At 70.0% G+C, this 24,185-nt stretch carries 22 protein-coding genes; 16 read left to right on the top strand and 6 right to left on the bottom strand.

Annotated elements, in window-relative coordinates:
• Positions 1 to 438: 438 nt before the first annotated feature.
• Genes cas3 through cas2e form a run of 8 tightly spaced genes read left to right on the top strand, consistent with a single transcriptional unit; the run spans position 439 to position 9,369 of the window.
• Positions 439 to 3,264, top strand: coding sequence for a CRISPR-associated helicase Cas3' (cas3, locus tag KOI47_RS09535; RefSeq protein WP_332461450.1), 2,826 nt, complete (start codon positions 439 to 441; stop codon positions 3,262 to 3,264).
• Entirely contained in the window at positions 3,251 to 4,912 is a 1,662-nt protein-coding gene (casA, locus tag KOI47_RS09530; protein WP_216215624.1) for a type I-E CRISPR-associated protein Cse1/CasA, read from the top strand. Before cas3 ends, casA begins: the two co-directional genes overlap by 14 nt.
• 20 nt (positions 4,913 to 4,932) lie before the next feature.
• Positions 4,933 to 5,559 (top strand): type I-E CRISPR-associated protein Cse2/CasB, encoded by a 627-nt coding sequence (gene casB / locus KOI47_RS09525; protein WP_216215623.1) that lies wholly within the window; start codon positions 4,933 to 4,935, stop codon positions 5,557 to 5,559.
• 7 nt (positions 5,560 to 5,566) lie between these two features.
• Positions 5,567 to 6,697: a type I-E CRISPR-associated protein Cas7/Cse4/CasC gene (gene cas7e / locus KOI47_RS09520; RefSeq protein WP_216215622.1), complete on the top strand. Its 1,131-nt coding sequence runs from the start codon at positions 5,567 to 5,569 to the stop codon at positions 6,695 to 6,697.
• On the top strand, positions 6,694 to 7,389 hold the full coding sequence (cas5e, locus tag KOI47_RS09515) for a type I-E CRISPR-associated protein Cas5/CasD (RefSeq protein ID WP_216215621.1): 696 nt from the start codon (positions 6,694 to 6,696) through the stop codon (positions 7,387 to 7,389). Before cas7e ends, cas5e begins: the two co-directional genes overlap by 4 nt.
• Positions 7,389 to 8,051, top strand: a complete 663-nt coding sequence (gene cas6e / locus KOI47_RS09510) for a type I-E CRISPR-associated protein Cas6/Cse3/CasE (protein WP_216215620.1) — start codon at positions 7,389 to 7,391, stop codon at positions 8,049 to 8,051. Before cas5e ends, cas6e begins: the two co-directional genes overlap by 1 nt.
• 2 nt (positions 8,052 to 8,053) lie before the next feature.
• On the top strand, positions 8,054 to 9,013 hold the full coding sequence (gene cas1e / locus KOI47_RS09505; protein ID WP_216215619.1) for a type I-E CRISPR-associated endonuclease Cas1e: 960 nt from the start codon (positions 8,054 to 8,056) through the stop codon (positions 9,011 to 9,013).
• Positions 9,010 to 9,369: a type I-E CRISPR-associated endoribonuclease Cas2e gene (gene cas2e / locus KOI47_RS09500; protein WP_216215618.1), complete on the top strand. Its 360-nt coding sequence runs from the start codon at positions 9,010 to 9,012 to the stop codon at positions 9,367 to 9,369. The genes cas1e and cas2e overlap by 4 nt, the downstream gene beginning before the upstream one ends.
• A gap of 517 nt (positions 9,370 to 9,886) precedes the next feature.
• Here cas2e and KOI47_RS09495 read toward each other — a convergent pair.
• The 4 genes from KOI47_RS09495 to KOI47_RS09480 are packed head-to-tail and all read right to left on the bottom strand — an operon-like array spanning position 9,887 to position 12,581.
• Positions 9,887 to 10,369, bottom strand: a complete 483-nt coding sequence (locus KOI47_RS09495) for an anthrone oxygenase family protein (RefSeq protein WP_216215617.1) — start codon at positions 10,367 to 10,369, stop codon at positions 9,887 to 9,889.
• Positions 10,366 to 11,163 (bottom strand): GNAT family N-acetyltransferase, encoded by a 798-nt coding sequence (locus tag KOI47_RS09490; RefSeq protein ID WP_216215616.1) that lies wholly within the window; start codon positions 11,161 to 11,163, stop codon positions 10,366 to 10,368. The genes KOI47_RS09495 and KOI47_RS09490 overlap by 4 nt, the downstream gene beginning before the upstream one ends.
• 22 nt (positions 11,164 to 11,185) lie before the next feature.
• Positions 11,186 to 12,100, bottom strand: a complete 915-nt coding sequence (locus KOI47_RS09485) for a pyridoxamine 5'-phosphate oxidase family protein (RefSeq protein ID WP_216215615.1) — start codon at positions 12,098 to 12,100, stop codon at positions 11,186 to 11,188.
• A gap of 34 nt (positions 12,101 to 12,134) precedes the next feature.
• Positions 12,135 to 12,581, bottom strand: coding sequence for a DUF1579 family protein (locus KOI47_RS09480; protein WP_216215614.1), 447 nt, complete (start codon positions 12,579 to 12,581; stop codon positions 12,135 to 12,137).
• Between the two features lie 83 nt (positions 12,582 to 12,664).
• Here KOI47_RS09480 and KOI47_RS09475 point away from each other — a divergent pair, with 83 nt between their 5' ends.
• Positions 12,665 to 13,000 carry an ArsR/SmtB family transcription factor gene (locus tag KOI47_RS09475; protein WP_216215613.1) on the top strand — a complete coding sequence of 112 codons (336 nt, stop codon included), beginning with the start codon at positions 12,665 to 12,667 and terminating at the stop codon, positions 12,998 to 13,000.
• Positions 12,997 to 13,425 (top strand): SRPBCC family protein, encoded by a 429-nt coding sequence (locus tag KOI47_RS09470; protein WP_216215612.1) that lies wholly within the window; start codon positions 12,997 to 12,999, stop codon positions 13,423 to 13,425. The genes KOI47_RS09475 and KOI47_RS09470 overlap by 4 nt, the downstream gene beginning before the upstream one ends.
• Here the strand turns inward: KOI47_RS09470 and KOI47_RS09465 are convergent.
• Together KOI47_RS09465 and KOI47_RS09460 are read right to left on the bottom strand one after the other, a co-directional pair.
• Positions 13,388 to 14,665 (bottom strand): aminotransferase class I/II-fold pyridoxal phosphate-dependent enzyme, encoded by a 1,278-nt coding sequence (locus tag KOI47_RS09465; RefSeq protein WP_408629900.1) that lies wholly within the window; start codon positions 14,663 to 14,665, stop codon positions 13,388 to 13,390. The genes KOI47_RS09470 and KOI47_RS09465 overlap by 38 nt on opposite strands.
• A 52-nt stretch (positions 14,666 to 14,717) precedes the next feature.
• Positions 14,718 to 15,593, bottom strand: a complete 876-nt coding sequence (locus KOI47_RS09460; RefSeq protein WP_216215611.1) for an alpha/beta fold hydrolase — start codon at positions 15,591 to 15,593, stop codon at positions 14,718 to 14,720.
• 143 nt (positions 15,594 to 15,736) lie between these two features.
• On the opposite strand from KOI47_RS09460, the gene KOI47_RS09455 reads away from it, so the two are divergent.
• From KOI47_RS09455 to KOI47_RS09430, 6 genes are all read left to right on the top strand, one after another.
• On the top strand, positions 15,737 to 16,069 hold the full coding sequence (locus tag KOI47_RS09455; RefSeq protein WP_216215610.1) for a glutaredoxin family protein: 333 nt from the start codon (positions 15,737 to 15,739) through the stop codon (positions 16,067 to 16,069).
• Positions 16,070 to 16,138: 69 nt separating this feature from the next.
• A complete protein-coding gene (locus tag KOI47_RS09450; protein ID WP_232376644.1) occupies positions 16,139 to 16,708 on the top strand; it encodes an HAD-IA family hydrolase in 570 nt (189 codons plus the stop codon).
• A gap of 543 nt (positions 16,709 to 17,251) precedes the next feature.
• Positions 17,252 to 19,234, top strand: a complete 1,983-nt coding sequence (locus KOI47_RS09445; RefSeq protein WP_216215609.1) for an Agd3-related carbohydrate-binding protein — start codon at positions 17,252 to 17,254, stop codon at positions 19,232 to 19,234.
• A 20-nt stretch (positions 19,235 to 19,254) separates the two neighbouring features.
• Positions 19,255 to 21,336 carry an Agd3-related carbohydrate-binding protein gene (locus tag KOI47_RS09440; RefSeq protein WP_216215608.1) on the top strand — a complete coding sequence of 694 codons (2,082 nt, stop codon included), beginning with the start codon at positions 19,255 to 19,257 and terminating at the stop codon, positions 21,334 to 21,336.
• The gene (pelF, locus tag KOI47_RS09435) at positions 21,333 to 22,820 is read left to right on the top strand and encodes a GT4 family glycosyltransferase PelF (protein WP_216215607.1); all 1,488 of its coding nucleotides are present in this window, start codon (positions 21,333 to 21,335) and stop codon (positions 22,818 to 22,820) included. The genes KOI47_RS09440 and pelF overlap by 4 nt, the downstream gene beginning before the upstream one ends.
• Complete coding sequence (locus tag KOI47_RS09430) at positions 22,820 to 24,178, top strand: hypothetical protein (protein WP_216215606.1); 1,359 nt, start codon at positions 22,820 to 22,822, stop codon at positions 24,176 to 24,178. The genes pelF and KOI47_RS09430 overlap by 1 nt, the downstream gene beginning before the upstream one ends.
• Positions 24,179 to 24,185: the final 7 nt, after the last annotated feature.

The following is a 24,185-nucleotide window of genomic DNA, read 5'->3' as shown; positions in this document are numbered from 1 at the left end:
GATCACCTCACCGGCCGGACCATCCCCGCGTGCGCGGGGAGCACAACGCAGCGTCGTACATCCGCTCAACCGTGCGAGGACCATCCCCGCGTGCGCGGGGAGCACCAGGCATCGTCGCCCCTCGCCCGAGCCGAGGTGGGACCATCCCCGCGTGCGCGGGGAGCACACTTGTTGACCTGGGGCGATACGGAGCAGTTCGGGGTTTTTCGTTCACTTTGGAAAGCAGCGTAACCCACTACCGCATCGGCGACGGAACACGACGGCGACGTGGATGGTCAACTCTCACACCATTTGGAATATTGATCTCCAAGTCGAGCTTCATCACGAAAATTGACCTGCAAATGTCACGCAATTGGCCATGAAGAGTGCTCTGTTCGGGTGAACTGGAGCGCGGCATGTAGCGCTGCGCACAGTCCGACAGATGGAGACGGGCATGAGGTGGGACGCAGCGTGACGGCCAGCCAGGAACTCGCCGTCAATTCGTGGCTTTCGGCATGGGCGAAGTCGTACTACGACAGACAAACCGGTACTCCGACACACTGGCTTCCGTTGTCGCAGCACCTGGCCGATAGTGCCGCAGTGGCCGGGAAACTGGTTGGTCAATGGCTGCCGGAACGTGTCACCGAAAGGCTCGGCCGGAACCTTCCTGGCGGCGCGGACGATGTTTCCGTACTGGCCGGCTGGCTTGCCGGGGTGCACGATATCGGCAAGCTCAGTCCGGCCTTTTCGGTCCAGGTTCCCAAGCTCGCCGACCGCATGCGTGAGCACAACCTGGTCGCCGACCCTCGGCTCAGTCTCGACCCCCTGCGCGGCAAGGTGTCCCACTCGCTCGTCGGGCATGTCGCCGTCCGCGACTGGCTGCACCGCGAGCTGGATTTCGACCGGCGCGGTAGTGCCGCGCAACTCGCCTCCGTAGTCGGTAGCCACCATGGGGTCGCACCCGAGCATGCACAACTGCGACTGGTGGCCGAAAATCCACATCTGGCGGGGACCGGGAACTGGGCCCAGGCACGGGTCAGCGCCTTACGCCATTCGACCGAGCACAGTGGAGGGTTGGCGAGTTTCACGCGGTTCCGCGACATCTCGCTGGACAAGCCTACCCTGGTACTGCTGAGCGCGATCGTGATCATGGCGGACTGGATCGCCTCCAACTCGGAGCTCTTCCCGCTCGATCCGATCGCCACCGCGGACCGCGAACCGGCCCAACCGGACGATGTCCATACCACGCGGCGGCTACAGCGTGCGTGGAACGGCCTCAACCTCCCACCACGCTGGACCCCGCAGGCGCTGGACCCCGACCTTGATGCGGCCTTCCGGTCGCGCTTCCCGCACATCACGACCGCACGACCCGTACAGATGGCAGCAGTCCAGGCCGCACGGGCACTCCGGGAGCCGGGCATCATCGTCATCGAGGCGCCGATGGGCAACGGCAAGACCGAGGCCGCACTGGTCGCGGCCGAAGAACTCGCCCGGTCCTCCGGCGCGCACGGTTGCTTCATCGCCCTGCCCACCCAGGCCACCACCGACGCGATGTTCACCCGAGTCCAGCGGTGGCTACGCGCACTCCCCCGCACCACCGGCCACCAGAAACTCGACGTCACGCTCGCCCACGGCAAGGCCACGCTGAACGACGAGTTCACCGGGCTGGTGCGCGAAGGCCGGTTCCAGGTGGGCGACGACGCCGACTCGATCACGGTGCACCAGTGGCTGCGCGGCAGCAAGAAAGGTCCGCTCGCGTCCTTCGTGGTCGGCACCATCGACCAGCTGCTCGTCGCCGGGCTCAAGAGCCGCCACGTCATGCTGCGCCACCTCGCCCTCGCCGGGAAGGTCGTGGTGATCGACGAGGTACACGCCTACGACGTCTACATGTCCCAGTATTTGCACCGGGTGCTGCACTGGCTCGGGAACTACGGTGTGCCGGTCGTGCTGCTGTCGGCGACCCTTCCGGCGCGACGTCGCGCCGAACTCCTCGATTCCTACGCCACGGGACGGGGCGGGCCAACGATCGCCGCTGGCGGGGAAGATCCCGGCTATCCCGTCATTCTGTCGTCCGGGGAAAGCAGTCCCCGGGTGATCAGCGAACAAGCGGACCCACAGCGGGTTGCTCTCGACCGGCTCGGCGACGGCCTGGACGACCTCGTGACCTATCTCCGGGAGAAGCTTGCCGAGGGTGGCTGCGCCGCGGTGGTGCGCAACACCGTCACCAGGGTGCAGGAGACCGCCGACCGCCTCGCCGCGGAGTTCGGGGCGGACAACATCACGGTGAACCATTCCCGGTTCCTCGCCTGCGACCGGGCCGCCATCGACACCGGCCTGGTACGCCGGTTCGGGCCGCCGGGACCGGACAACGACCGCTCCGGACCGCATATCGTCGTGGCCTCGCAGGTGCTGGAGCAGTCCCTGGACGTGGACTTCGACCTGCTGGTGACCGACCTCGCTCCGATGGACCTGCTCCTGCAACGTATCGGCCGCCTGCACCGGCATGATCGTGCTCGCCCGGCACCGGTGCGCACACCCCGGTGCGCGGTGGCGGGGACCGAGGACTGGACCGCCGCACCGGTGCGCGCGGTGGCGGGATCGCGCCGGATCTACGGGGAGCACACCCTGCTGCGCGCCGCCGCCCTCCTCGCCGATCGCTCGACCGTCAGCCTGCCCACCGATATCGCGCCCCTGGTTCAGGAAGCCTACGGCGACGGCGGCCTGGGACCCGAGGGCTGGCAGACCGCCATGACCTCCGCGGCCCGCGACGCCGAGGAAGCGGCCCGCGAACGACGGGAGCGGGCGACGCATTTCCTGCTGGACGAGACCTCGGCCGAGGACGGCCTGGTGGGCTGGCTCCAGGCCGGTGTCGGCGACGCGGACGGCGAGCGCGGCACCGCGCAGGTACGGGATGGCGCCGAGTCGCTCGAAGTGCTGGTGGTCCAGCGCGACCGGGACGGCGGCCTGCTCACCCCGGGCTGGATTCCGCGCGGCGGCGGGCAGCAGATCCCGCTCGACCAGCCCGTGCCCGACGAACTGGCCAGGGTGATCGCCGCGTGCGCACTCCGGCTGCCGCTGGCGCTCTCCCACGAGGGCGTGATCGACTCGGTGATCCGGGCCCTCGAGAAGTCCGGTTTCGTGACCAGCTTCGACCAGACTCCGCTGCTCGCCGGGCAACTGGTGCTGGTGCTGGACGAGCGGCGGCAGGCGACCGTGCCCGCCGGGGACACCACCTTCCTGCTGACCTATGACATCCGCCGGGGACTGCTTCATGAACGTCGATGAACGACACACCTTCAGCCTGATCGACCAGCCCTGGCTGCCCGCGCGCACGACGGAAGGGACGGCCGTCGAGCTGTCGCTGGTGGAGGTGTTCGAGCGCGCACATCGGCTGGCCAACCTGTCCAGCGACCTGCCGACGCAGTACTTCGCCCTGATCCGCACCTTGCTGGCCGTGCTGCACGGCGCGCTCGAAGGTCCCCGGAACCTCAAGGACTGGGAACAACTCTGGGATGCGGAGCAACTGCCACACGAAACCATCGCAGCCTATCTGGAGCGGCATCGGGAACGGTTCGGCCTGTTCCACCCGCAAACCCCCTTCTTCCAGGTCGCCGACCTGAGCACGGAGAAGGGGCAAACCTCGGAACTGAGCAAGCTGGTCGCCGATGTCCCCAATGGACGACCGTTCTTCACCAACCGACTCGACCGCCGAATATCGCTGAGTTTCGCGGAGGCCGCGCGGTGGCTCGTGCACTGCCATGCCTTCGACCCCTCCGGGATCAAGTCCGGAGCGATCGGCGACGACCGGGTGAAGAAGGGCAAGGGTTACCCCATCGGCACCGGCTGGTCGGGTCGGTTGGGCGGGATCCTGCCCGAGGGGCGGACATTGCGTGAGACCCTGCTGCTCAACCTCATCCCACGGGACTTCATCCTCACCAAGCGGGCGCACGACAGTGACCTGCCGGTCTGGGAGTACGAGCAACTCGGCGCCACGGTGCGGCCCGATCCGGCGGTGCGCGGCCCAGTGGACCTCTATACCTGGCAGAGCCGCCGAATCCGGCTGGTTCCGGAGAACGGGAAGGTGACCCGGGTCCTGATCTGCAACGGTGATCCGGTCAAACCGCAGAACAGGCACCAGATAGAACCGCACACCCGCTGGCGACGCAGCACGGCGCAGGAGAAGAGGCGCTCCGAACCCGTGGTGTACATGCCGCGGGAACACGACCCGGAACGCGCCATCTGGCGTGGCCTCGAATCAATTCTGCCTGGAACCGCGGGAACCCAGCGCGAGGAAGCGGCCGCCGGGCTCACCGCTGGTGTCCTGGAATGGCTCAGCCTGCTCAGTGACGACATTCTGGACGGCGACTTCCCGGTCCAGATCAGGACTATCGGCATGGCCTACAGAAACGAGAACTCGGTCACCGACGAGATCATGGATGACGCGCTCTCGCTGCGTTCCGCGCTGCTGCGGCAGGACGCGATTCAGCTCACCGGGTTGGCCGTAGGATGCGTGCAGGCGGCGGACGAGGCCGCACGGGCGCTCGGCTCGCTCGCCCTGAACCTCGCGCAGGCGGCGGGAAAGGCACCGCCCAAGCCGGGCTCGCCGGATCCGGCAAGCCTTGCCGACCGCACCAGGGCCGTCGAACTGGCCTACGCCGAGCTGGACGCCCCGTTCCGTGGCTGGCTGTCCGGCCTCGGCCCGGACAGCGACCCCGTCGAGGAACAGGTCGCGTGGCACCGGACCGCCCGGGAGGTGGTCCGCGCCCCGGCCAGGGATCTACAGCAACGCGCACCGGCGACGGCCTGGACCGGGCGCCGGGTGAACGGCTACCTGGTGACGGCGGCACATGCCGCGCTGTGGTTCGACCGCAAGCTGCGCGAGGCGTTGCCGCAGGCCTTCCCCGACCCGGCGGGCCAAGGCGCATCCGCATGACCCCGATACCTGGAGCACCGATGTCCGAACCTGTGACCCGCACAGATGCGCTGCCGACCGCCGACCAGGTCGCCGAGTTCGTCGCCGGGCGTATCCGCAAGCTGCAACACGGGGTGATCGCAAACCGTTCCGAGAGCGTCGCGGCGCTCGCCCGGTTACGCCGGGCGGCGGGTAAGGAACCGGGCAGCGTTCCCGACGTTCTGGAGTACACCCTGGGGCCCGAGCTCACCTGGCCCGGCGCACCTAACTCACCCACCCATGCCGAGACGGCCGCCCATCTCGCCTTGACCCTCTACGCGATACATCAGCAGGCATTGACCGAGCGGATGCACCGGGACGGTGGTCAGTTCGGGCTCGGGCGGGCAGCGCGCAGGCTGATCCCCGGCGACCTTGGCGAAAGGCCGCATCCGGTGCTGCGCCGGTTCCAGGCGCTCGGTACCTCCGCGGACATCGGCGAACTCGCCCATCATGCCCGCGGGCTGGTTCAACAGCTGCGCGGGCAGCGCATTCCACTGGACTACGGGCGGCTCGCGCGCCAGCTGATGCGATGGCAGCAACCCGGGGGACCCGAACAGGTGCGGCTGGTCTGGGGCCGCGAGTTCTTCGCGCACCAGAAACCAGAGCAGGAGCAAGAGCAGGAAGGCTGAGTCACCCTTGTCACGAACCATTGTGGACATCCACATCATCCAGACCGTGCCGCCGAGCAACATCAACCGCGACGACACCGGGAGCCCCAAGACGGCTGTCTACGGTGGCACCCGCCGGGCGCGGGTGTCCAGCCAGGCCTGGAAACGGTCGACTCGCGACGCATTCGACTCCATGCTGGACACCTCCGAGCTCGGTGTACGAACCCGGCGGGTCGTGGAGCTGCTTGCCGACGAGATCACTCGTCAGGAGCCCGGGCTCAAGGATCGGGCCGCAGAGCTTGCCAAGGCCACACTCGAAGCCGCGGGCATCAAGCTGAAGGCCGCCAGGAAGAAGGAGGCTCCGGAGGAGTCCGGGTACCTGCTGTTCCTGAGCCACGCCCAGGTCGCGAGCCTTGCCGAACTGGCCGTGTCCGCGGCTGCCGCGGAAGGAAAGTTGACCATTGACAAGAAGGAGGCGAAGGCACGTGCCGACCGGCAGCAGTCGGTGGATGTCGCGCTGTTCGGCCGGATGGTGGCCGATGACACGGAACTCAACGTGGACGCGGCGGTGCAGGTCGCACACGCCCTGAGCGTGCACGAGGTCAGCAACGAGTACGACTACTACACCGCCGTGGACGACCACAAGCGCGCCGACTCCGAGGAGGATGCCGGCGCGGGCATGATCGGCACGGTGGAGTTCAACTCCGCCACCCTCTACCGCTATGCCACGGTGGATGTCGATCGGCTCCGGGACACGCTGGGGAACGAGGACGTCACCCGCCGGGCGGTGGAGGCCTTCGCGCGGGCGTTCGTGACCAGCATGCCGTCCGGCAAGCAGAACACCTTCGCCAACCGGACCCTGCCCGATGCGGTACTCGTGGTGGTCCGGGACACGCAGCCGATCAGCTTTGTCGGTGCCTTCGAGGAAGCACTCCGTGGCCGGGAGCAGGACAGCCGGATCGCGGCCTCGGTGCGCAGGCTGGCCGACTACGGCAAGGACGTGCAGGACACCTACGACCAGCGGCCGGTCGCGGCCTGGTGCGTGGGTGTGGGCGATCGCGCGGCGGGGCTGGCCGAACTCGGCGAGCGCACCACGTTCGACGTGGCCACGAAGGCGGTGGGCGCACTCGTCGCGGAACGCATGGCGAGCCGGGCATGAGCGCGCTGCTCCTGCGGCTGGCCGGGCCGTTGCAGTCCTGGGGCACCAGCAGCCGGTTCACCCGCCGCAACACCGACCGTGCCCCCAGCAAGAGCGGCGTGATCGGGCTGCTGGCGGCGGCGGAGGGCCGGGCGCGGAACGAGCCGATCGAGGATCTCGGCATGCTCCGGATCGGCGTGCGGATCGACCAGGCGGGGCGGGTGGAGCGGGACTTCCAGACCGCGCGGCCGGTGGACGGGTCGGCACCGCTCCCGTTGTCGTACCGGTTCTACCTGGCCGACGCCGTGTTCCTGGTGGCCGTGGAAGGCGCGCACGAGCTGCTGGAACGGCTGGCTTCCGCCCTGCGCACGCCGGTGTTCCCGCTGTACCTCGGCCGCCGTTCCTGCCCACCCGCCGGTCCGGTACTACTCGGACTGCGGGAGGGAACAGCGGGCGAATTACTGCGGGAGACGCCGTGGCAGGCGTCCGGCTGGTTTCGGCGCCGGCATTCCGAGGCGACGGTCAGCCTCGAGACCGTCACCGACTGCCGGCCGGGGACCCCCGGCAGCGTCCTCGTCCGGGACGAGCCGGTCAGTTTCGACCCCCGGCACCGGCAGTACGAGTGGCGCTCGGTCCTGCGCGCTCCGGTGACGGTCAGCAATCCGGACCACCGGGCGCATGACCCGATGGAACTCCTCGGAGGTGACGGCTGATGTTCCTGAGCCGTTTCGAGTTCAACGCCGTCCGCCGGGGCGCCCGCGAGCTGCTGGCCTCGCCGCAGCGCCTGCACGCGGCCGTGCTCGCGGCGTTTCCCGCCGACCAGAGCCGGGCGAGCGACCAGGGGCGGGTGTTGTGGCGGCTGGACCAGCAGCCGCACCAGACCCTGTTGTACCTGGTCAGTCCGTATCCCCCTGACCTGACACATCTGGTCGAGGCCGCGGGAAGACCCGCAACGCAAAGCTGGGAGTCCCGGGACTACACGCCGTTGCTCGACCGGCTCGCCGTCGGGCAGCACTGGGCGTTCCGGCTCACCGCCAACCCGGTGATCACGCGCCGGAAGGACGACACCGCGAGCCGCTCGCAACGGTTCGGCCATGTGACCGTCGCCCAGCAGACCGAATGGCTGCTGACCAGGGTCGGCAAGCACGGATTCGGTGTCGTGGAGGGCCGGAGCAAGGAACCCGACGTCGCCGTGCGGGGCCGCCGCACGCTGCGGTTCGACCGGCGGGGCCGGACGGTCACCCTGGCTACCGCGCTGTTCGAGGGAACGCTGGAGGTCACCGACCCCGGTCTGTTGCGGCAGGCACTCACCCACGGGATCGGACCGGCGAAGAGCTACGGCTGCGGGTTGCTGACCCTGGCCCGTGCGAGCTGACGATGGCCGACATCCCCGGCGCGCCACCGGTGCCGCTGTCGCAGCTCACCCGTGCGCAGGACCGGATCACGTTCCTGTATCTCGAGCACTGTGTCGTCCACCGGGACGCCAACGCGATCACCGCGCGGGACACCCGCGGAACGGTGCACATCCCGGCGGCGTCGCTGGGTGCCTTGTTGCTGGGGCCAGGGACGACGGTGAGCCAGCAGGCGATGGTCCTGCTGGCGGAGAGCGGTTCCACCGCCGTCTGGGTCGGTGAGCATGGTGTCCGGTACTACGCTCATGGCCGTACGCTGGCTCGGTCCGCACGGTTGCTCGAAGCGCAGGCCGCCCTGGTGTCGCAGCGAACCTCCAGGCTGCGGGTCGCGCGGGAGATGTACGCCATGCGGTTTCCTGCCGAGGACACCAGCGGCCTGACCATGCAACAGTTGCGTGGGCGGGAAGGGGCGCGGGTCCGGCGGCTGTACCGGGAACACGCCGAGCGTACCGGGGTATCGTGGACGCGGCGCGACTACGACCCGGCGGACTTCGCCGGTGGGAATCCGGTCAACCAGGCTCTTTCCGCCGCGAACACCAGCCTGTACGGCGTGGTGCACGCGGTCGTCGTGGCGCTGGGGTGCGCGCCGGGTCTCGGTTTCGTCCATACCGGACACATGCGCTCGTTCGTGTTCGACATCGCCGACCTCTACAAGGCGGACATCAGCATCCCCATCGCCTTCGACATCGCGGCCGCCGATGTGGCGGACATCGGGGCGGAGACGCGCCGGGCGGTGCGCGACAGGTTGAAGAGCGGGGCGTTCCTGGACCAGTGCGTCCGCGATATCAAGACGCTGCTCAGCCAGGACGACGAGGTGACCGAGTACGGGCCCGAGGCTTTCGATGACGCGGATGTGGTCATGCTGTGGGACGGCGATGGTAAGGAAGTCGCCGGTGGCGTGTCCTACGGGGGCGATGACCTGTGACGGTGATCGTGGTGGCCGCCTGCCCGGTGGGTCTGCGCGGCCATCTCACCCGGTGGCTGCTGGAGATCGCGCCCGGGGTGTTCGTCGGCACCATCAACAGCCGGGTGCGGAATCTCGTGTGGCTCCGGGTGGTGGACATGGTGAAGACCGGCAGGGCGATCATGGTCCACTCGGCGCCGAACGAGCAGGGACTCGCCTTCACCGTGCACGATCACGAGTGGGAACCGGTCGACTTCGAGGGCATCAACCTGATGCTCCGCCCCGCACCGGTGGACGATCCGGTGCTGAAGAGCGACGCGCCTCGGTCGGTCGGCTGGAGCCGGGCCAGCAAGCGGAGACGTTTCGGCCAGCGGTGACTCCCCGCGCATGGCCCGATACAACGAAGCCGCCCACGGGGAAAGGTAAAGCGAAAACAGTGTTTCGATGGGCATCGTCGCAGGTCAACAAGTGTCTTCCCCGCGCAAGCGGGGATGGTCCCATGTGGTTGTGGATCATGTGATTCCAGACGGCGTCTTCCCCGCGCAAGCGGGGATGGTCCCAAACCAGCCGGGTATCGGTACAGCAGCGGGGCGTCTTCCCCGCGCAAGCGGGGATGGTCCGCTTGCGCTTGAACCAACGTTGCAACACCCATCGTCTTCCCCGCGCAAGCGGGGGTGATCCCATCAGCGACTATGCCGCCGCAGGCCGCACCACGTCTTTCCCGCGCGAGCGGGGCCGTGCATGGGCGGCCAACGCATGCGCGTGGAGGGCAAACGCGTGCGCGTGGGCGGCAAACACGACGGGGAGGTGTGTTTGCCGCCTGCATCCACGCGTTGGCCCTCCACATGCGCGCGTTTGCCCGCCACGTCCACGCTTTGGTCGTTCGGGAACGGGTTACGCGGCCAGGGCGAGGATGAACATCGCGCTGGCGGCTATGGCGGCGAGGGTGCGGACGTGGTTCCAGGCGGTCCACACCGAGGCGTAGCGGAACCACCGTTCCGCGCTGCCGGGGGCCTCCGGATCGAGGGTGGCCAGCGCGTTGTTCCTCGGCACGTGCACCACGATGGTCTCCAGCACGGTGCCGATGACGTACAGCAGGCCGCCGGCGAGCAGGTAGCCCGCGCCGGGTTCGGACCACCGCGTGATGGCCATGATCCCCACCGGGACGCACACCAGTCCGGTGCCGAACAGGGTGCCGAGGAAGAGCGGGTTGAGCACCACCACGTTGATCGACTGCATGGCGGCGAGGCCCTGGGCCGGTGGCAGTTTCCCCAGGGCACGCATCACGAAGGTGGAGAAGGCGAAGAAGACCCCGCCCACCACACCACAACCGAGGGCGCAGATCAGGGTCAGCGCGAACAGCAGTCCGTCGTTCATGAAGGCAAGTCAACCCCGGCGAGCTGGATCTGGGTCTCGGTACCCGCGAACCCGACCGAGTGGTACACGCGGATGGCCGAGTAGTCCGGATCGGCGACGATCACCAGCAGCCGCGCCCCCAGCTCGGCCAGCGCGTACGTGCCCGCGAGGTGCACCAACGTCCCGGCAAGGCCCCGGCCACGGTAGGCCGGATGGGTCAGGATGTTCTGAAACCGCGCGGGCCCGGAACCATCGGTGAACACGCCGAGGCCGGACACCATCCGGCCGTCCTCGAAGGCCCCGAACCACCCACCGAGCCCACGTTCCTGCAAGCCGCGCATGGCCGCCAGGTCCCGCTCGGCGTACTCCCGGTAGCTCGCCGGGTCGAGCCCCGGGTTGTCCGCCTCCCGCAGCGCCAGCGCGGCCCGCCAGTCCGCGTCCCCGTCCAGCAGCCGGAAGCCCAGTTCCCGGTTGGGCCGGGGCGGCGGCCGCAGTTCGTCCGCGGTCAGCACGGTGCTGCGCTGGACGCCGAGACCGGCGCCCGCGAGTTCCGCCACGTCGCCTGCCCCGCCCCGGGTGCCGTCCACCCCGAGCGCGAGGTGCTCGGCCGCGGGGAACGTGCCACGAAAGGTTCGCACCCATTCCGCCGCTGTCCCCGGTTGCAGCGGCGCGTCCAGCAGCAGGAAGTTACCCCAGTGATAGCCCGGATTGTCCGGCGTCCGGACGATCCGGTACCCGTCCCTTCGCTCGATGCTGCTGCCCTGCGCGGTCAGCAGCATCAGATCGGTCCGGTACCCCAGTGAGACGATGTTCATGAACCGAAGGTACGAGAACCGCTCAGCCGGTGAACACCCGCCAGTCCAGCTCCGGCGGCGTCATCCCCCGGCGCTGGAGGTAACGCAGGGACCGCTGCCGGGCGTCGGCGATCCACGCCTGGTACGAATCCCGATCGCGCCCGGCAGGCAGTGCGCCGGGGATCCGTTCCGGGACGAAGGTCCACTCCCCGTCTGCCGCGCCGGCGGCACCGGTCACCAGCAGGGTGGACATCTCACCGGGACGGCCGTTGTGCCGGTGCCACAGCAGGTTCGCCACACCGGGCGCACCGGCGAACTCCTGCACCGGCCGCACCCGCAGCGCCCCGTCCGCGCCATCCCGGCTCACCACGGCCCGCGCCGCCTGCGGGTACCTCTGCTCGTCCCTGGCGGCGAACACGGCCGTGGGGTAACGCTCCAGTGCGTCGGCGATCTGCGCCGCCATCGGCTCATCCCCGCCGGGCGGCCGCGCCGGGGAACCGCCCGTCTCGGCGGGTTCGAGCCGCCGCACCCGCTCCGGGGTGATGTAGAACGGCAGCCGCCAGAAGTACCAGTCCATCGAACGCCGGAACTCCTCGTCCGCCGCCTGCTCGGCCAGCACGGGCGACTTGCGCATCATGCCGCGCCAGAACTCCCGGAGATCCTGCGGGGTCGCCACCCCCTCCGGCACGGTGGCGGTGCCCTGCACCAGCACGGCAGGGCCACCCGCCAGCCCGCTTCCGGTGAAGTCGGAGTACAGCAGGGAGACCCGGCTGTCCCGCCGGACGTTCCACGCCTTCTGCGGGTAGGCCACCGGGGTGGTCAGCACGATCTGCCGTGCCTGCGGAAACCACACGCTCGACATCGGCCTGGTGTTGAGTCCGCCATCCCTGGTGATCGTGCTGAGCTCGAGTACCTTCACCTCGGCCAGTACCGCCGAGACCTCCGCGTCGATATCCATGCGGCCGAGCCTAGAACCTCGACCTTGCTCGACCTCAAGATTCCCTGCTGAAGGTCATGTCCATCCAGGGCTGCCAGCGCACCCCGTCCGCCGAGCGTTCCCACACCGCGGCCATCGACCGCTCCCCCACGGTCAGCGTCGCCCGCTCCCCGCTGTCGACACCGACGAAGGTCCACTCGCCGCCCGCACCCACCCGCAGGGTCATGGTGCTCGTCTCGCCGTGGCTGTCGTAGGACCGGGCGGTGTAGGTCTCCCGGACGGGGTCGTACCCGCCGATCAGCTCGATCGCCCGGTAGCGCTCCCCGTCCAGCTGCACATCCACGTGATGCACGAGGAAGAACCCGCCGTCCAGCCACTCGTAGGTGTCCGTGCCGCTGATCTCGATGGACGGCTCGGTCCCGGTGGAAACCGTCCTTCCCTGCGAGCGCCACCGGCCGACCAGCGGGCCGAGCCGTTCGAGTTCGGGGCCAGGTGTGTGCATATCCGCCTCCGATCTGTGTAAGATTGTGCTTACACACTTACACACAAGCCGCCCTGCTGGCAACGAGCACGAGAGAGCACAAGGTGGACGAGGTACTGCACGCGGTAGCCGACCCGACCCGCCGCGGCATCCTGCGGCTGGTCCGGGACCAGGAGGTGTCCGCGGGCGAGCTCGCGGGCCACTTCCCCGGCATCAGCCGCCCCGCGGTGTCCCAGCACCTGCGCGTGCTCACCGCGGCAGGCCTGCTCGCGGTCCGCCGCGAGGGCAACCGCAGGCTCTACCGGCTGCGGCCCGCCGGGCTCACCGAGGTGAGCAGGTTCTTCGACGACCTGTGGACCGACCGGCTCGGGCGCCTCAAGCGGGCGGCCGAGCAGGCCGAACGGGAACGCACGAGCGAGGACACGGAGGGAACGGGATGACCGACGTGGTGGAGCAGACGATCCGGATCGAGGCCCGGCCGGAGACGGTGTGGGAGTTCTTCACCGACCCGGAACTGCTCGCGCAGTGGTGGGGACCGGCCGAGCTGGAACCCCGCCGCGGCGGCCCGCTCCGGGTGCCCATGCTGGACGGCCCGCGCCCGGTCATGCGCGGGGAGTTCGTCGAGCTGGTCCCGCACGAACGAATCGTGTTCACCTTCGGCTGGGAGGACACGCCCGGCGCGCCCGCCATCGAGCCGGGCGCCTCACTGGTGGAGGTCACCCTCCGCGCCGAGGACCGCGGCACGGTGCTGACCCTGCGGCACAGCGGCCTGCCAACCGAACTGGCCGGGGAGACCGGCCGGGGATGGGCCGGGTTGCTGCGCGGGCTCAGCCGCGCAGCAGCCGCTCCACGACCGCGAGCTTGATGCACAGCACCAGCCCGTCCACCGCATCGGACAGCTCGGTCAGCGGCGGGTAACTGGGTGCGAGCCGGATGACCCGGTCGTCGGGGTCCTTGCCGTACGGGAACGGCGCCCCGGCCGGGGTCAGCGCGATCCCCGCCTCCTTGGCCAGGGTGACCACCCTGCTGGCGCAGCCGTCCATTACGTCCAGGCTGACGAAGTAACCGCCCTCCGGCACGGTCCATGCGGCGGCACCGGTTCCGGAAAGTCCCTCCTCCAGCTTGTGCTGCACGAGGTCGAACTTCGGTCGCAGCAACGCGCGATGCCGGTCCATATGCGCATGGACACCGTCCACACTATTCAGGAACAGCGCGTGCCGGAGCTGGTTCACCTTGTCCGGACCGATCGTGCGCTTGCCGAGATGACCTGTCAGCCAGTCCACATTGGACTTCGATGCGCCGAAGAAGGCCACCCCGCTACCGGCGAGCGTGATCTTCGACGTGGAACCGAACACGAACGGACGGTCGGGGTTGCCAGCCTCGGCCGCGGCCGCCAGCACGTCCGCGACCTCGTGCCGGGTCTCGGTGAGGTGATGCACCGCGTAGGCATTGTCCCAGAAGATCCGGAAGTCCGGTGCGGCGGTCCGCATCGCCGCCAGCCCGCGCACGGTCTCGGCGGAGTACACCGTCCCGGTCGGATTGCTGTACTTGGGGACACACCAGATGCCCTTGATCCGGGCGTCCTCCCCGGCGAGCCGCTCCACTTCGGCCAGATCAGGGCCCGTGCCGTTCATCGGCACCGGGATCATCTCGATCCCCAGCTTCTCGCACAGCGCGAAGTGCCGGTCGTACCCGGGAACCGGGCAGAGCACGGCAGCCCCGGAGCCCGGTGCCCACGGCCCGGTCGAACCGGGCACCCCGAACAGCACGGCATGCACCATGCATTCGTGCATCAGCTCGAGGCTGGAGTTGCCGAAGGCGACCAGTTGCTCCGGCGGCACGTCGAGCAACGGGCCGAAGATCTCCCGCAGCTCGGCGAGCCCGCGCAGGCCACCGTAGTTACGGGTGTCCGTACCGTCGGCGGCGGTGTGCGTGCCTGCACCCGGCAGGCCGAGCAGTTCCTCGGCGAGGTCCAGCTGCTCGGCGGAAGGCTTGCCCCTGGTCAGGTCCAGGGCGAGCGCGCGCCCGCGCAGCTCGTCGTAGGCACCGCGCAGCTCGTCCAGGGTGCGGGTCAGCTCGTCGGGAGACAACTCGGTCAGGCTCACGGTGACCAAGGTTACCGGCCTGCCCCCTGCGCATCGCGCGCCGGTGGGCCCGCTACCGGCGGGCAGGCAGATTCCCGGTCAGGGAGCGCAGAATCTCCTCGGCGTGTGTCCACAGTACGGCTCCGCCGATGCCGGGAACCACCCGCCGGACGGCACCCGGTACCCGGCTGGCCAGCAAGGCGCCCTGGTCCGGCGAGTGGCTGGTGTCCTGTTCGCCGTACCAGACGTCCACCGCGACGGTGATCCGCGCCGGATCGAAGGTCCACCGCCCCATCGCCAGCACGGTGTCCCGCGCGTACCCGGCGGGTCCCTGGACGAAGGCCTCGTCCACGGCCCGCCGGTAGGCGCGCTCGAACCCTGGCTCCCGGTACACCTCGAGGTCGGACTCGGCACTGCCTGCCAGCACCATGTCCCAGATCGCGCCGGGGTCGAAGGCCGCGAAGAACTCCTCGGCCCCGGCTGGCGCGGCGACCGTCCTGGCCACCAGGGCACGCAGCTGCGCGGGCAGCAGCCCGGCGAACTCCGGAGCGGCCACCTCGTCCGCACCGGACACCACGGCCAGCGCCCCGGCGACCCCTTCCGCGGCGCAGGCGAGCGCGAACGGCGCCCCCTGGGAGAACCCGACCATCGCGGGACGTTCGATCTCCCTGCGGGCGGTGAACTCGCCGATGTCCGCGGCGAAGTCGCCGAACGACCGCCCCGGCACCGGGGTGGAGGCCCCAAGACCCGGCCGGTCCACCGAGATCAGCCGCACCCCGAGGACGTCGACGACATCCGCGCCGAAACCGAGGCGTCTGCTGGTAGCCGCGCCGGGACACAGTAGGACCGGGATCCCGTCCGGAGGCCCCCACTCGGCCCATCCGAGCAGCCGGCCACCCGCCAGCTCGCTCTCGCCCGTCCGCACCGGATCCACGATGCGCAAACCCATGCCCGGCATTGTGCCCGTCGGCTTCGATCCCAGTCGAGGCGTGAAGATCGGTTTTCCGAACCGTGACCCGAACCCGGCAGACGGGCACTGGGATAATCGACAAGGAGACAGCAACCGGACCAGGCACGGGGAGCACGCAAGGGATGAGCACGGACCAGACACCGCAGCCGACGGAGATCGAGTTCTACTGGCGGCCGGGCTGCCCGTTCTGTATGGCACTGCGGCAGCCACTACGGCGCAGCGGGCTGCCGGTGCGGGAGATCAACATCTGGGAGGACCCGGAGGCGGCGGCCAGGGTCCGCTCGGTCGCCGACGGCAACGAGACGGTGCCCACCGTGTTCGTCGGCGAGCACGCCATGGTGAACCCGAGCTTCCGCAAGCTGGAGGCCGCGGTCCGCGAGCATGCACCGCGGCTACTGGAGCGGGCCGAACCGGCGCCACGAAGGGGCATCTGGCCGCTGCGCCGCCGGAGGTGAGTTGACCGGAGCCGCGGGCGACTGCTTCCATGATAACCATACCGGTCGGTTTACCACTGGAGGCTCGGCATGGACGTCCGCGGCATCCGCATCCTGACCTTCGACGTGGTCGGGACCCTGATCGACTTCGAGACCGGCATCCTGGACTGCCTGCGCCCGGTGGCGTGCGGGCGGACCGGCGCCGAGCTACTGGAGGCCTTCGGCCGGGCCGAGGACGTGCAGGCACGGCTGACCCCGCGGTTGCCGTTCACCCAGATGCTGGAGCCGATCTACCTGCGGCTGGCGACCGAGCTCGATCTCCCCCGGGACACCGGGCAGGCCACGGCGCTGCGGGAGTCGATCCCGCGCTGGCCCGCCTTCCCCGACTCGGCGGCCGCCCTGCGCACACTGGGCCGCCGGTTCCGGCTGGTGGCACTGACCAACACCGACAACTGGGCGCTGGAACACATGGCGCGAACCCTCGGCGAACCGTTCGACGATGCGGTCACCGCGCAGGACGCCGGCACCAACAAGCCCGACCCGCAGGTGTTCGCCTACTGCCGGGGACGGCAGAGCGTGCACGGCTACACGCTGCCCGACTACCTGCATATCGCACAGAGCCAGTACCACGACATCGGGGTCGCCACCGCCCTCGGCTAGCGGACCTGCTGGATCGAGCGCCGCACCGGACAGCCCGGCTTCGGCGCCACCCCGAACCCGCGCGAGATCATCGAGCCGGATCACCACTTCGCCTCGGTCGCCGAGCTGGCCCGAGCCTGCACCCGGTAGTTCCATCCGGACGCGGACATTTCGACCCACAATCCCGATACCATCTCCCGACTGCACGGAATTTCTGCACGTGCAAAGTCTCTACGGTTCACTCGAAAAGCGGTTTTCGCTACCCCGAACGAAAACAGCGGGGGCGGGTAAAGTGTCTTTTCGGCGCGGTATGACCCGGAAAGCCGCCGCCAACAGGGGAACACTATCCTTCACCTGCGAGTGCATTCGCCCTGCCGGACGAACCGGTTAGACCTCTCCACCAAGTCTTCTTACACACAACGAAGGAATCGAAAAGAAAATCGCCGGGAACTCGTAACGGGAGCCATCGCCGCCGCGACTGTCCCAACGGAAATCGGAACAAACGATTTCGATCTTGGCCCATACGGCTCGATCATCAACGATGAATGACTTCCCGGGGGTACCGTGCGAACGAGGAACAGGAGCATCCGGACGAGCGTCGCCGCGCTCGTCGTGACGGCGCTCGCCGTGGCGCTGGCACCGCCCGGCCCGGCCGCGGCCGCGGCACCGGTCGCCGTTCCCGCGGCGGACGGCGACCGGGTGGCACTGCGCAACCTGATCATCGCCACCCACCCAGGGGACTTCGGGCTCCCGGTATGGCGGTCCATCCTGGACCGGGCGGGCACGCCCTATGACGTGGTGTACGCCCGCACCGACCGGTTCCGGATGGACCGGCTGATCGGCGCGGACGGTACCGGCCGGTACAACGCGGTGCTGCTGACCAACAGCGGCCTGCGCTACGAAGCCGGGAACGGTAACTATCGCAGCGCCTTCGGTGAGCTGGAGTGGAACACCCTGTGGGCCTACGAGCGGGCCTTCGACGTGCGCCAGGTGTCCCTGTACACGCCCTACGGCACCGCCCCCGAGGACTACTGCCTGCGCGAGAGCCGGGAGGGTGAGGTGGGCAGCACGCCGGTGCACGCCAGGCTGACCCCGGCCGGGACCGGGGTGTTCGACCGGCTGGCCACCGACGCCCGGATCCCGATCTCCCGGTCCTATCTGTACCGGACGAGACTCGCTCCGGGATGCGCGGCCGAACCGCTGCTCACCATCGGCCAGGACGTGGTCGGCGTGCTCAGCACCGCACCCGACGGCAGGCAGCGGGCCGCGCTCACCTTCACCTCCGATCCGAACCTGGTGCAGACCGATCTACTCGGTTATGGCCTGCTGCGCTGGGCGAACCGGGGCGTGCTGGTCGGCGAGCAGCGGCACTGGATCAACGTGGACGTGGACGACTGGTTCAACACCAGCACCCGGCCGGGTCAGGGTGGCATCTTCCGGCTGAGCGGACCGGAGGTCCCGGTGATCGCAGGCCAGCAGGACGCCCTGGCCGACCGGCACTCGGTGGTCGAGAGGTTCGGGCTGAACCTCGCCTACAACGGCGGGGATCTCGACCCGGACGCCCCCGCCGACTGCAGTTCCGCCAACACTCCCGACCCGCTGACCAGTTACTCCCGTTGCCTGCGCGACCGGTTCCGGTGGATCAACCACACGGTGACCCATCCGCGACTGAACTTCACCAGCTACCAGCGCAACCGGATGGAGATCGGGGAGAACCTCGCCATCGGCAGGGAGGCGGGCTTCACGGTGCCGACCTCAGTGCTGAAGACCCCGGAGTACTCGGGGCTCGGGGTCTACAACCCGGACCCGAACGGCTCGCCCTACGACCCGCCGACCGACTTCGGTCTCGAAGGCTCCAACCAGGAACTGCTCTCGGCCGCCGCCGACCTCGGGGTCCGGTACCTGCACGGCAACATGTCCTTCGGCAGCCACCGGCCGGACTGCTTCAACTGCGGGATCCGGCACCCGCTGCGCCCGGAACTGCTCGTGGTGCCGGACTGGCCGACGAACATCAGCTTCCAGGCGGCTACCCCTGGCGAGCAGGTCACCGTGTTCAACCAGCTGTACGGGCCGGACGGCCGTTTCCCCAGCTTCGACCATGACCTGAGCTACCAGGAGATCGTGGACTACGAGTCCGACCAGGCACTGCGCCAGGTGCTGGCCGGTTCCGCCTACAGCTTCACCCTGCACCAGGCCAACGCGCATGTGTACGCGAACGGGAACAGCCTCACCTTCGACTGGCTGGACAAGGTCGTGCGCAAGTACACCGAGTACCACCGGTCGCCGCTGCTGAACCCGGACTGGGTCGAGCTCGCGGAGTACGTCGGCGCTCGCACCGACCATTTCGGCAACCGCGCCGACGCGGGAGCCGCAGTATGGGACCGCGGTACCGGAACGATCAGCTACCGGCCTGCCGCCTCCGGTTCGCTGTTCCTCACCGGGGCGCTGGCTCCCGGCGCGGCGGAACGCTACGGCACCGACACCGTCTCGCGGGTGGAACTGACCGCGGGCCGGACGGTCACCCTGCCCGTCGTCGGCAACCGGTGACCCGGACGGCTGGCCAGCCCATGCGCGCTCGAACCACGGCCGACAAGTCGATGACGCCCGCGTTGCTGGTGCTCGCACTGGCGCTCACCGCGATCACGGTACTGAGCCCTGGCGCGGGAGACCCCGCAACGGGCGGGGAGGCGGCCTTCCCCGCCGCACTGCCCGCACAACCAGAACCTGCCCGGATCCAGCGGGTTCCGGTGCGCGCGCAACCGGTCTCCCCCGGCCCAGCCGCTCCGGGCAGCCGGGTGGCCCTGCGGCAGCTGGTGATCGCCACCGACCCGGAGGACGTCGGCCTCCCGGTGTGGCGTGCGGTGCTCGACCGCATCGGCACCCCGTACGACGTGCACATCGCGGGTTCCGAACGGCTCGACCGGCGGCGGCTGGTGCGGCCGGACGGGGCCGGCAGGTACTCCGCGATCCTGCTGACCGGCAACGGCCTGCTCCGCCGGGAGCCCGACGGCGGCTACCGCAGCGGGCTCACCCCGGACGAGTGGCAGGCGCTGTGGGAGTACGAGCGCACCTTCCAGGTCCGGCAGGTGGCGCTGAACACCGCCCCGGGCACCGAGCCGGAGGACTACTGCCTGCGCGCGGTCCGCGAGCAGGCCCTCGGCCGGGAAGCCGAGCACGCCACCCTGCCGCGGGCAGGCGCCGAGCTGTTCGACTACCTCCGGCCGGATGTACGGCTGCCCATCCAGCGGTCCTATGTGTACCGGACCACGCAGGTTCCTGGCTGCGCGGCACGGCCCATCCTCGAACTCGGCGGGGACGTGCTGGGGGTGCTCAGCACCGCACCGGACGGCAGGCAGCGCGCCGCGCTGACCTTCCTGCCAGGGCCGGAGGAGCTGGCCACCGACCTGCTCGGCTACGGCCTGCTGCGCTGGGCCACCCGCGGGGTGTTCCTCGGCGAGCGGCGGCACTGGATCAATGTGGACGTGGACGACTGGTTCAACACCACGCTGCGCCGCCGCGCCGACGGCAGGAAGGACTCCTTCCGGCTGGACGGGGCGGACGCCGCGGCGGCCGCGCGCGGGCAACGCGAGTTGCGCGAACGACACCCGCTGGCGGGCGACTTCCGGCTGAATCTCCCGTACAACGGCGGCAGCGTGCACAGCGAGGCCCCCGCCCAGTGCTCGGCCGAGGCGACCCCGGACCCGCTCACCAGCTACTCCCGCTGCCTCGCCGGGGAGTTCCGCTGGATCAACCACACGCTGACCCACCCGGCGATGGACTTCACCGACTACCAGCGCAACCGCAGCGAGATCCGGCGGAACCTGAACGCGGCGGCCGCGATCGGGCTGCCGGTACCCACCAGCGTGCTCAAGACGCCGGAGTACTCCGGGCTCGGCGTCTACAACCCCGATCCGAAGTCCCTCGAACCGGCCACCGATCACGGCCTCGAGAAGTCCAACCGGGCGCTGCTGCGCGCCGCGAGCGAACTCGGCGTGCGCTACCTGCACGGCGACCTCTCCTACGCCGGCCACCAGCCGGACTGCTTCAACTGCGGTATCCCGCACCCACTGCGCCCGGAACTGTTCGTGGTACCGGACTGGCCCACCGGAATCGGCTTCGCGGCGACCACCCCGGCGGAGCAGGCCGCCTCCTACAACGCTGCCCACGGCACCGAACTCGGCTACCGGGAGATCGTGGCCGCCGAGGCCGGGCTGGCGCTGCGGCACCTGGCCAGCGGTTCCGCCTACGCGCACACCCTGCATCAGGGCAACCTGCACGCCTACGACGGGCGGCACAGCCTGACCTTCGACTGGCTGGCGGAGGTGCTCACCCGATACGGCGAGCTGTTCGCGGTTCCGCTGAAGAATCCCGAATGGACCGAGCTGGCGCGGTACGTGGAGGCGCGCAACGCGCATTTCGCCGAGCTCGATGCTGGCGCGGACGCGGTGTGGGACCGCACCTCCGGCGCCGTCACGCTCAGCCCGGAAACCACCGGCTCGATGTTCCTGACCGGACTGGAAACCAGGGAAGCCACCGCGGCGGACCAGGACTCCACGGATCGGGCCGAATGGTACGGCTCCGACCCGGTGTCCCGGCTCGGCGTGACCGCGCGGGAAACCGTCACCCTGACCGCCAGCCCGCGCTCATGACGGCCGCGGAGACCGCACGGCATATCGCCGTGGTGTCGGAGAGCACCTACCCGTTCGGGCCAGGTGGGGTGAGCCTGTGGACGCACCAGCTGATCGAGGGAATGCCGGAGCACAGCTTCACCGCGGTGGCGATCACAGCCCACGGCACCGAGCGCGTCGCCTGGCCGGTTCCGGCCAACCTGGCCGGGGTGGTGAACATCCCGCTGTGGGCGGGGCCGCCGGCGCGGGCCCGGCGGGTGCCCGGCTCCTTCGCCGACACCCATCGCGCGTTCCTGCGCGCCATGCTCGCCGCGGCCGAGCCGGACCCGCGGCTACGCCATGAGCGCGGCACCGAGTTCCTCGCGGCGCTGCGCGGCTTTTTCGACTACGCCCGGCACGGTGACCTGGGGGCCGCACTGTCCACGAACGACTCGGTGGACCGGCTGCTGGTGGCCTGGCGGGAGGCAGGCGAAGGCGCGCCGGGGAAGCTGACCCTACATGACGCGATCGTGGCCACCGACCGGATCGAGCACCTGCTCCGGCCACTGGCCCAGCCACCGGTACGGGCGGACGTCTGTCACCTGGCGATGAACGGCACCAGCGCCCTGGTCGGTATGGCGGCGAAATGGGCACACGGCACCCCGATCGTGCTTTCCGAACACGGGGTGTACCTGCGCGAGCGCTATCTCGGCAGCGCGCAGGAACCGGTGTCCCCCGCGGTGCGGTTGCTGTTGCTGCGGTTCTTCCGCGCGCTGGCCGCCGCGGGCTACCGGACCGCGGACCTGCTGGCACCGCACTCCAGCTACAACCGGCGCTGGGGGATCTACAACGGCGCGGCCCCGGAGCGGGTACGCACCATGTACAACGGCATCGACCCCGCCGACTTCCCACCGGCCGGGGCGGAACCGGACGAGGCGACCATCGTGTTCGTCGGCCGGATCGACCCGCTGAAGGACCTGCACACCCTGCTCAGGGCGTTCGCGCTGGTGCGGGCGCGGCGGCCGGGGGCGCGGCTGCGGATGTTCGGTCCGGTCCCGGCTGGCAACGAGGACTATCACGCCGACTGCCTGCGGCTGGCGGCCGAGCTCGGCCTGGACGGCTCCGCGGTTTTCGAGGGCAGGGTGCCCCGCCAGGCAGACGCCTACCACGCTGGTCACCTGGTCGCGCTGCCCAGCGTGTCCGAGGGGTTCCCGTACACCGTGGTGGAGTCGATGTGCACCGGGCGGCCACCGGTGTGCACCGATGTCGGCGGGGTCCGCGAAGCGGTCGGCGACGCCGGGCTGGTGGTGCCGCCCCGTGACCATGCCGCCTTCGCCGCGGCCTGCCTGCGCCTGCTGGACGACGCCGGGCTGCGGCGCGAGCTCGGCGCGCGGGCCCGCCGCCGGGTGCTCGACCGGTTCACCCTCGGCCGGTGGAACGACGCCTACCGCGAGGTCTACCGCGACCTGCTGCGCGATCCGGTACCCGCCCTCACCGGTGGCCCGGGCACGGTGGCGGTGGACTGATGGCGGAGCCGACGGCGGAACTGGTGCGCACGGTCGGCGGCAGCCTGCCCGCACCGGCGGACGAGCTGCACGTGGCCGCGACCCTGGAGAGCAAGGGCGTCACCGACGCCGTGGCCAGGGACTCCTACGGGCACCGGGACGTCTTCGCCCTCGCCGGCACGGTGCTCGGTGCGCTTGGCGGCGCCCGGCTCGCGCAGCCGGAGGAGACACGGCGGCCACCGGCACGGCGGCTCCCGGTGCTGTTGCACGGCCCGCTGTACGCCCTGCCGACCCTGGTGTACCCGGCGGTGTTCCACGCGCTCGGCATGGCGGCCGCGGTGCCCGCGCTGGTGTTCGCCACGGCGTCGGGCTGGGTGTTCGGGATGGGCATGGCCGCGGCGGCGCATTGGCTGACCGGTACCGGGCGGCCCGCGGCGGCCGCCATGGCGATGCGGGCGTTCGCACTGGCCGGAGTCGCGTTCGCGGCCGCAGGTGCCGCGGTGCTGGCCGCACTCGGCGGGTACGGGGCCGGTGTGCTCGCCTTTGCCGTGGCGCAGGTGGCTTTCCAGCTCGCCACCGGGATCCTGGTGTTCCGCGGGCTGGAGCACCGGGTGGCCCTGCTGATGGTGCCCGGCTGCCTTGCCGGATTGGTCCACCTCGCCTCCGGCCGGGCAGGGACCACCACGGTGTCCGCCCTGCTCGCCGCGGGGCTTTCGGTGCTGCTGCTGGTTCTCGCCGCCGCGCTGGCGACGAGGGAGCCCGGAAGGCTGCCGGGATTCGGCGGCCTGGCACGGATCGTGCTGCCCGCGATGTGCTACGCGGCGGCCTGTGCGGCGCTGTTGCTGTTCACCGCCGCGCGGTACGTGACCGCCGGCTGGGAGCTGGCGGTGGCGGCGGCACCGCTGGTGCTGGCGATGGGAACCCTGGAGTGGCGCTCACACCGGTTCGACGAGCAGGCGGCGGGCCTGCTGCGGAAGGCGAGCTCGGCCGCCGGGTTCAGCTCGGCGGTGTGGCGGGTGCTGCTGCGCGAGCTCACCGCCTGCCTGCTGGTGCTCGGCGGGCTCGGTCTGCTGCTGCTCGGCACCCTCGCCGCCGCCGGGCTGCTGACCTCACGCGGCGCCCTGCTGGTGGACGCGCACATCCTGCTCGGTTCGGCGTACTTCGCGGGTTTCGTGCTGGCCAATCGCGGTCAGGCGGGCCGACTGCTGGGCGTTGCCGCCGGGATGGTGGCGGTGAACGTGCTGGCGACGCTGACCCTCGCGCGGTTCCTCGAACCGCACGGCGAGATCCCGATCTTCTTCGGCAGCAGTGCCCTGTTGCTGTTGCTTCTGCTGGCCGCCCTGCGCACCAGTCTTGGACGGGTTCACCACTACCAATAAGGAAGGG

Origin of the sequence: Amycolatopsis aidingensis (assembly GCF_018885265.1) — a bacterium.
GTDB classification, from domain to species: Bacteria; Actinomycetota; Actinomycetes; order Mycobacteriales; family Pseudonocardiaceae; genus Amycolatopsis; species Amycolatopsis aidingensis.
This window is presented reverse-complemented; position numbering and strand designations above follow the sequence as displayed.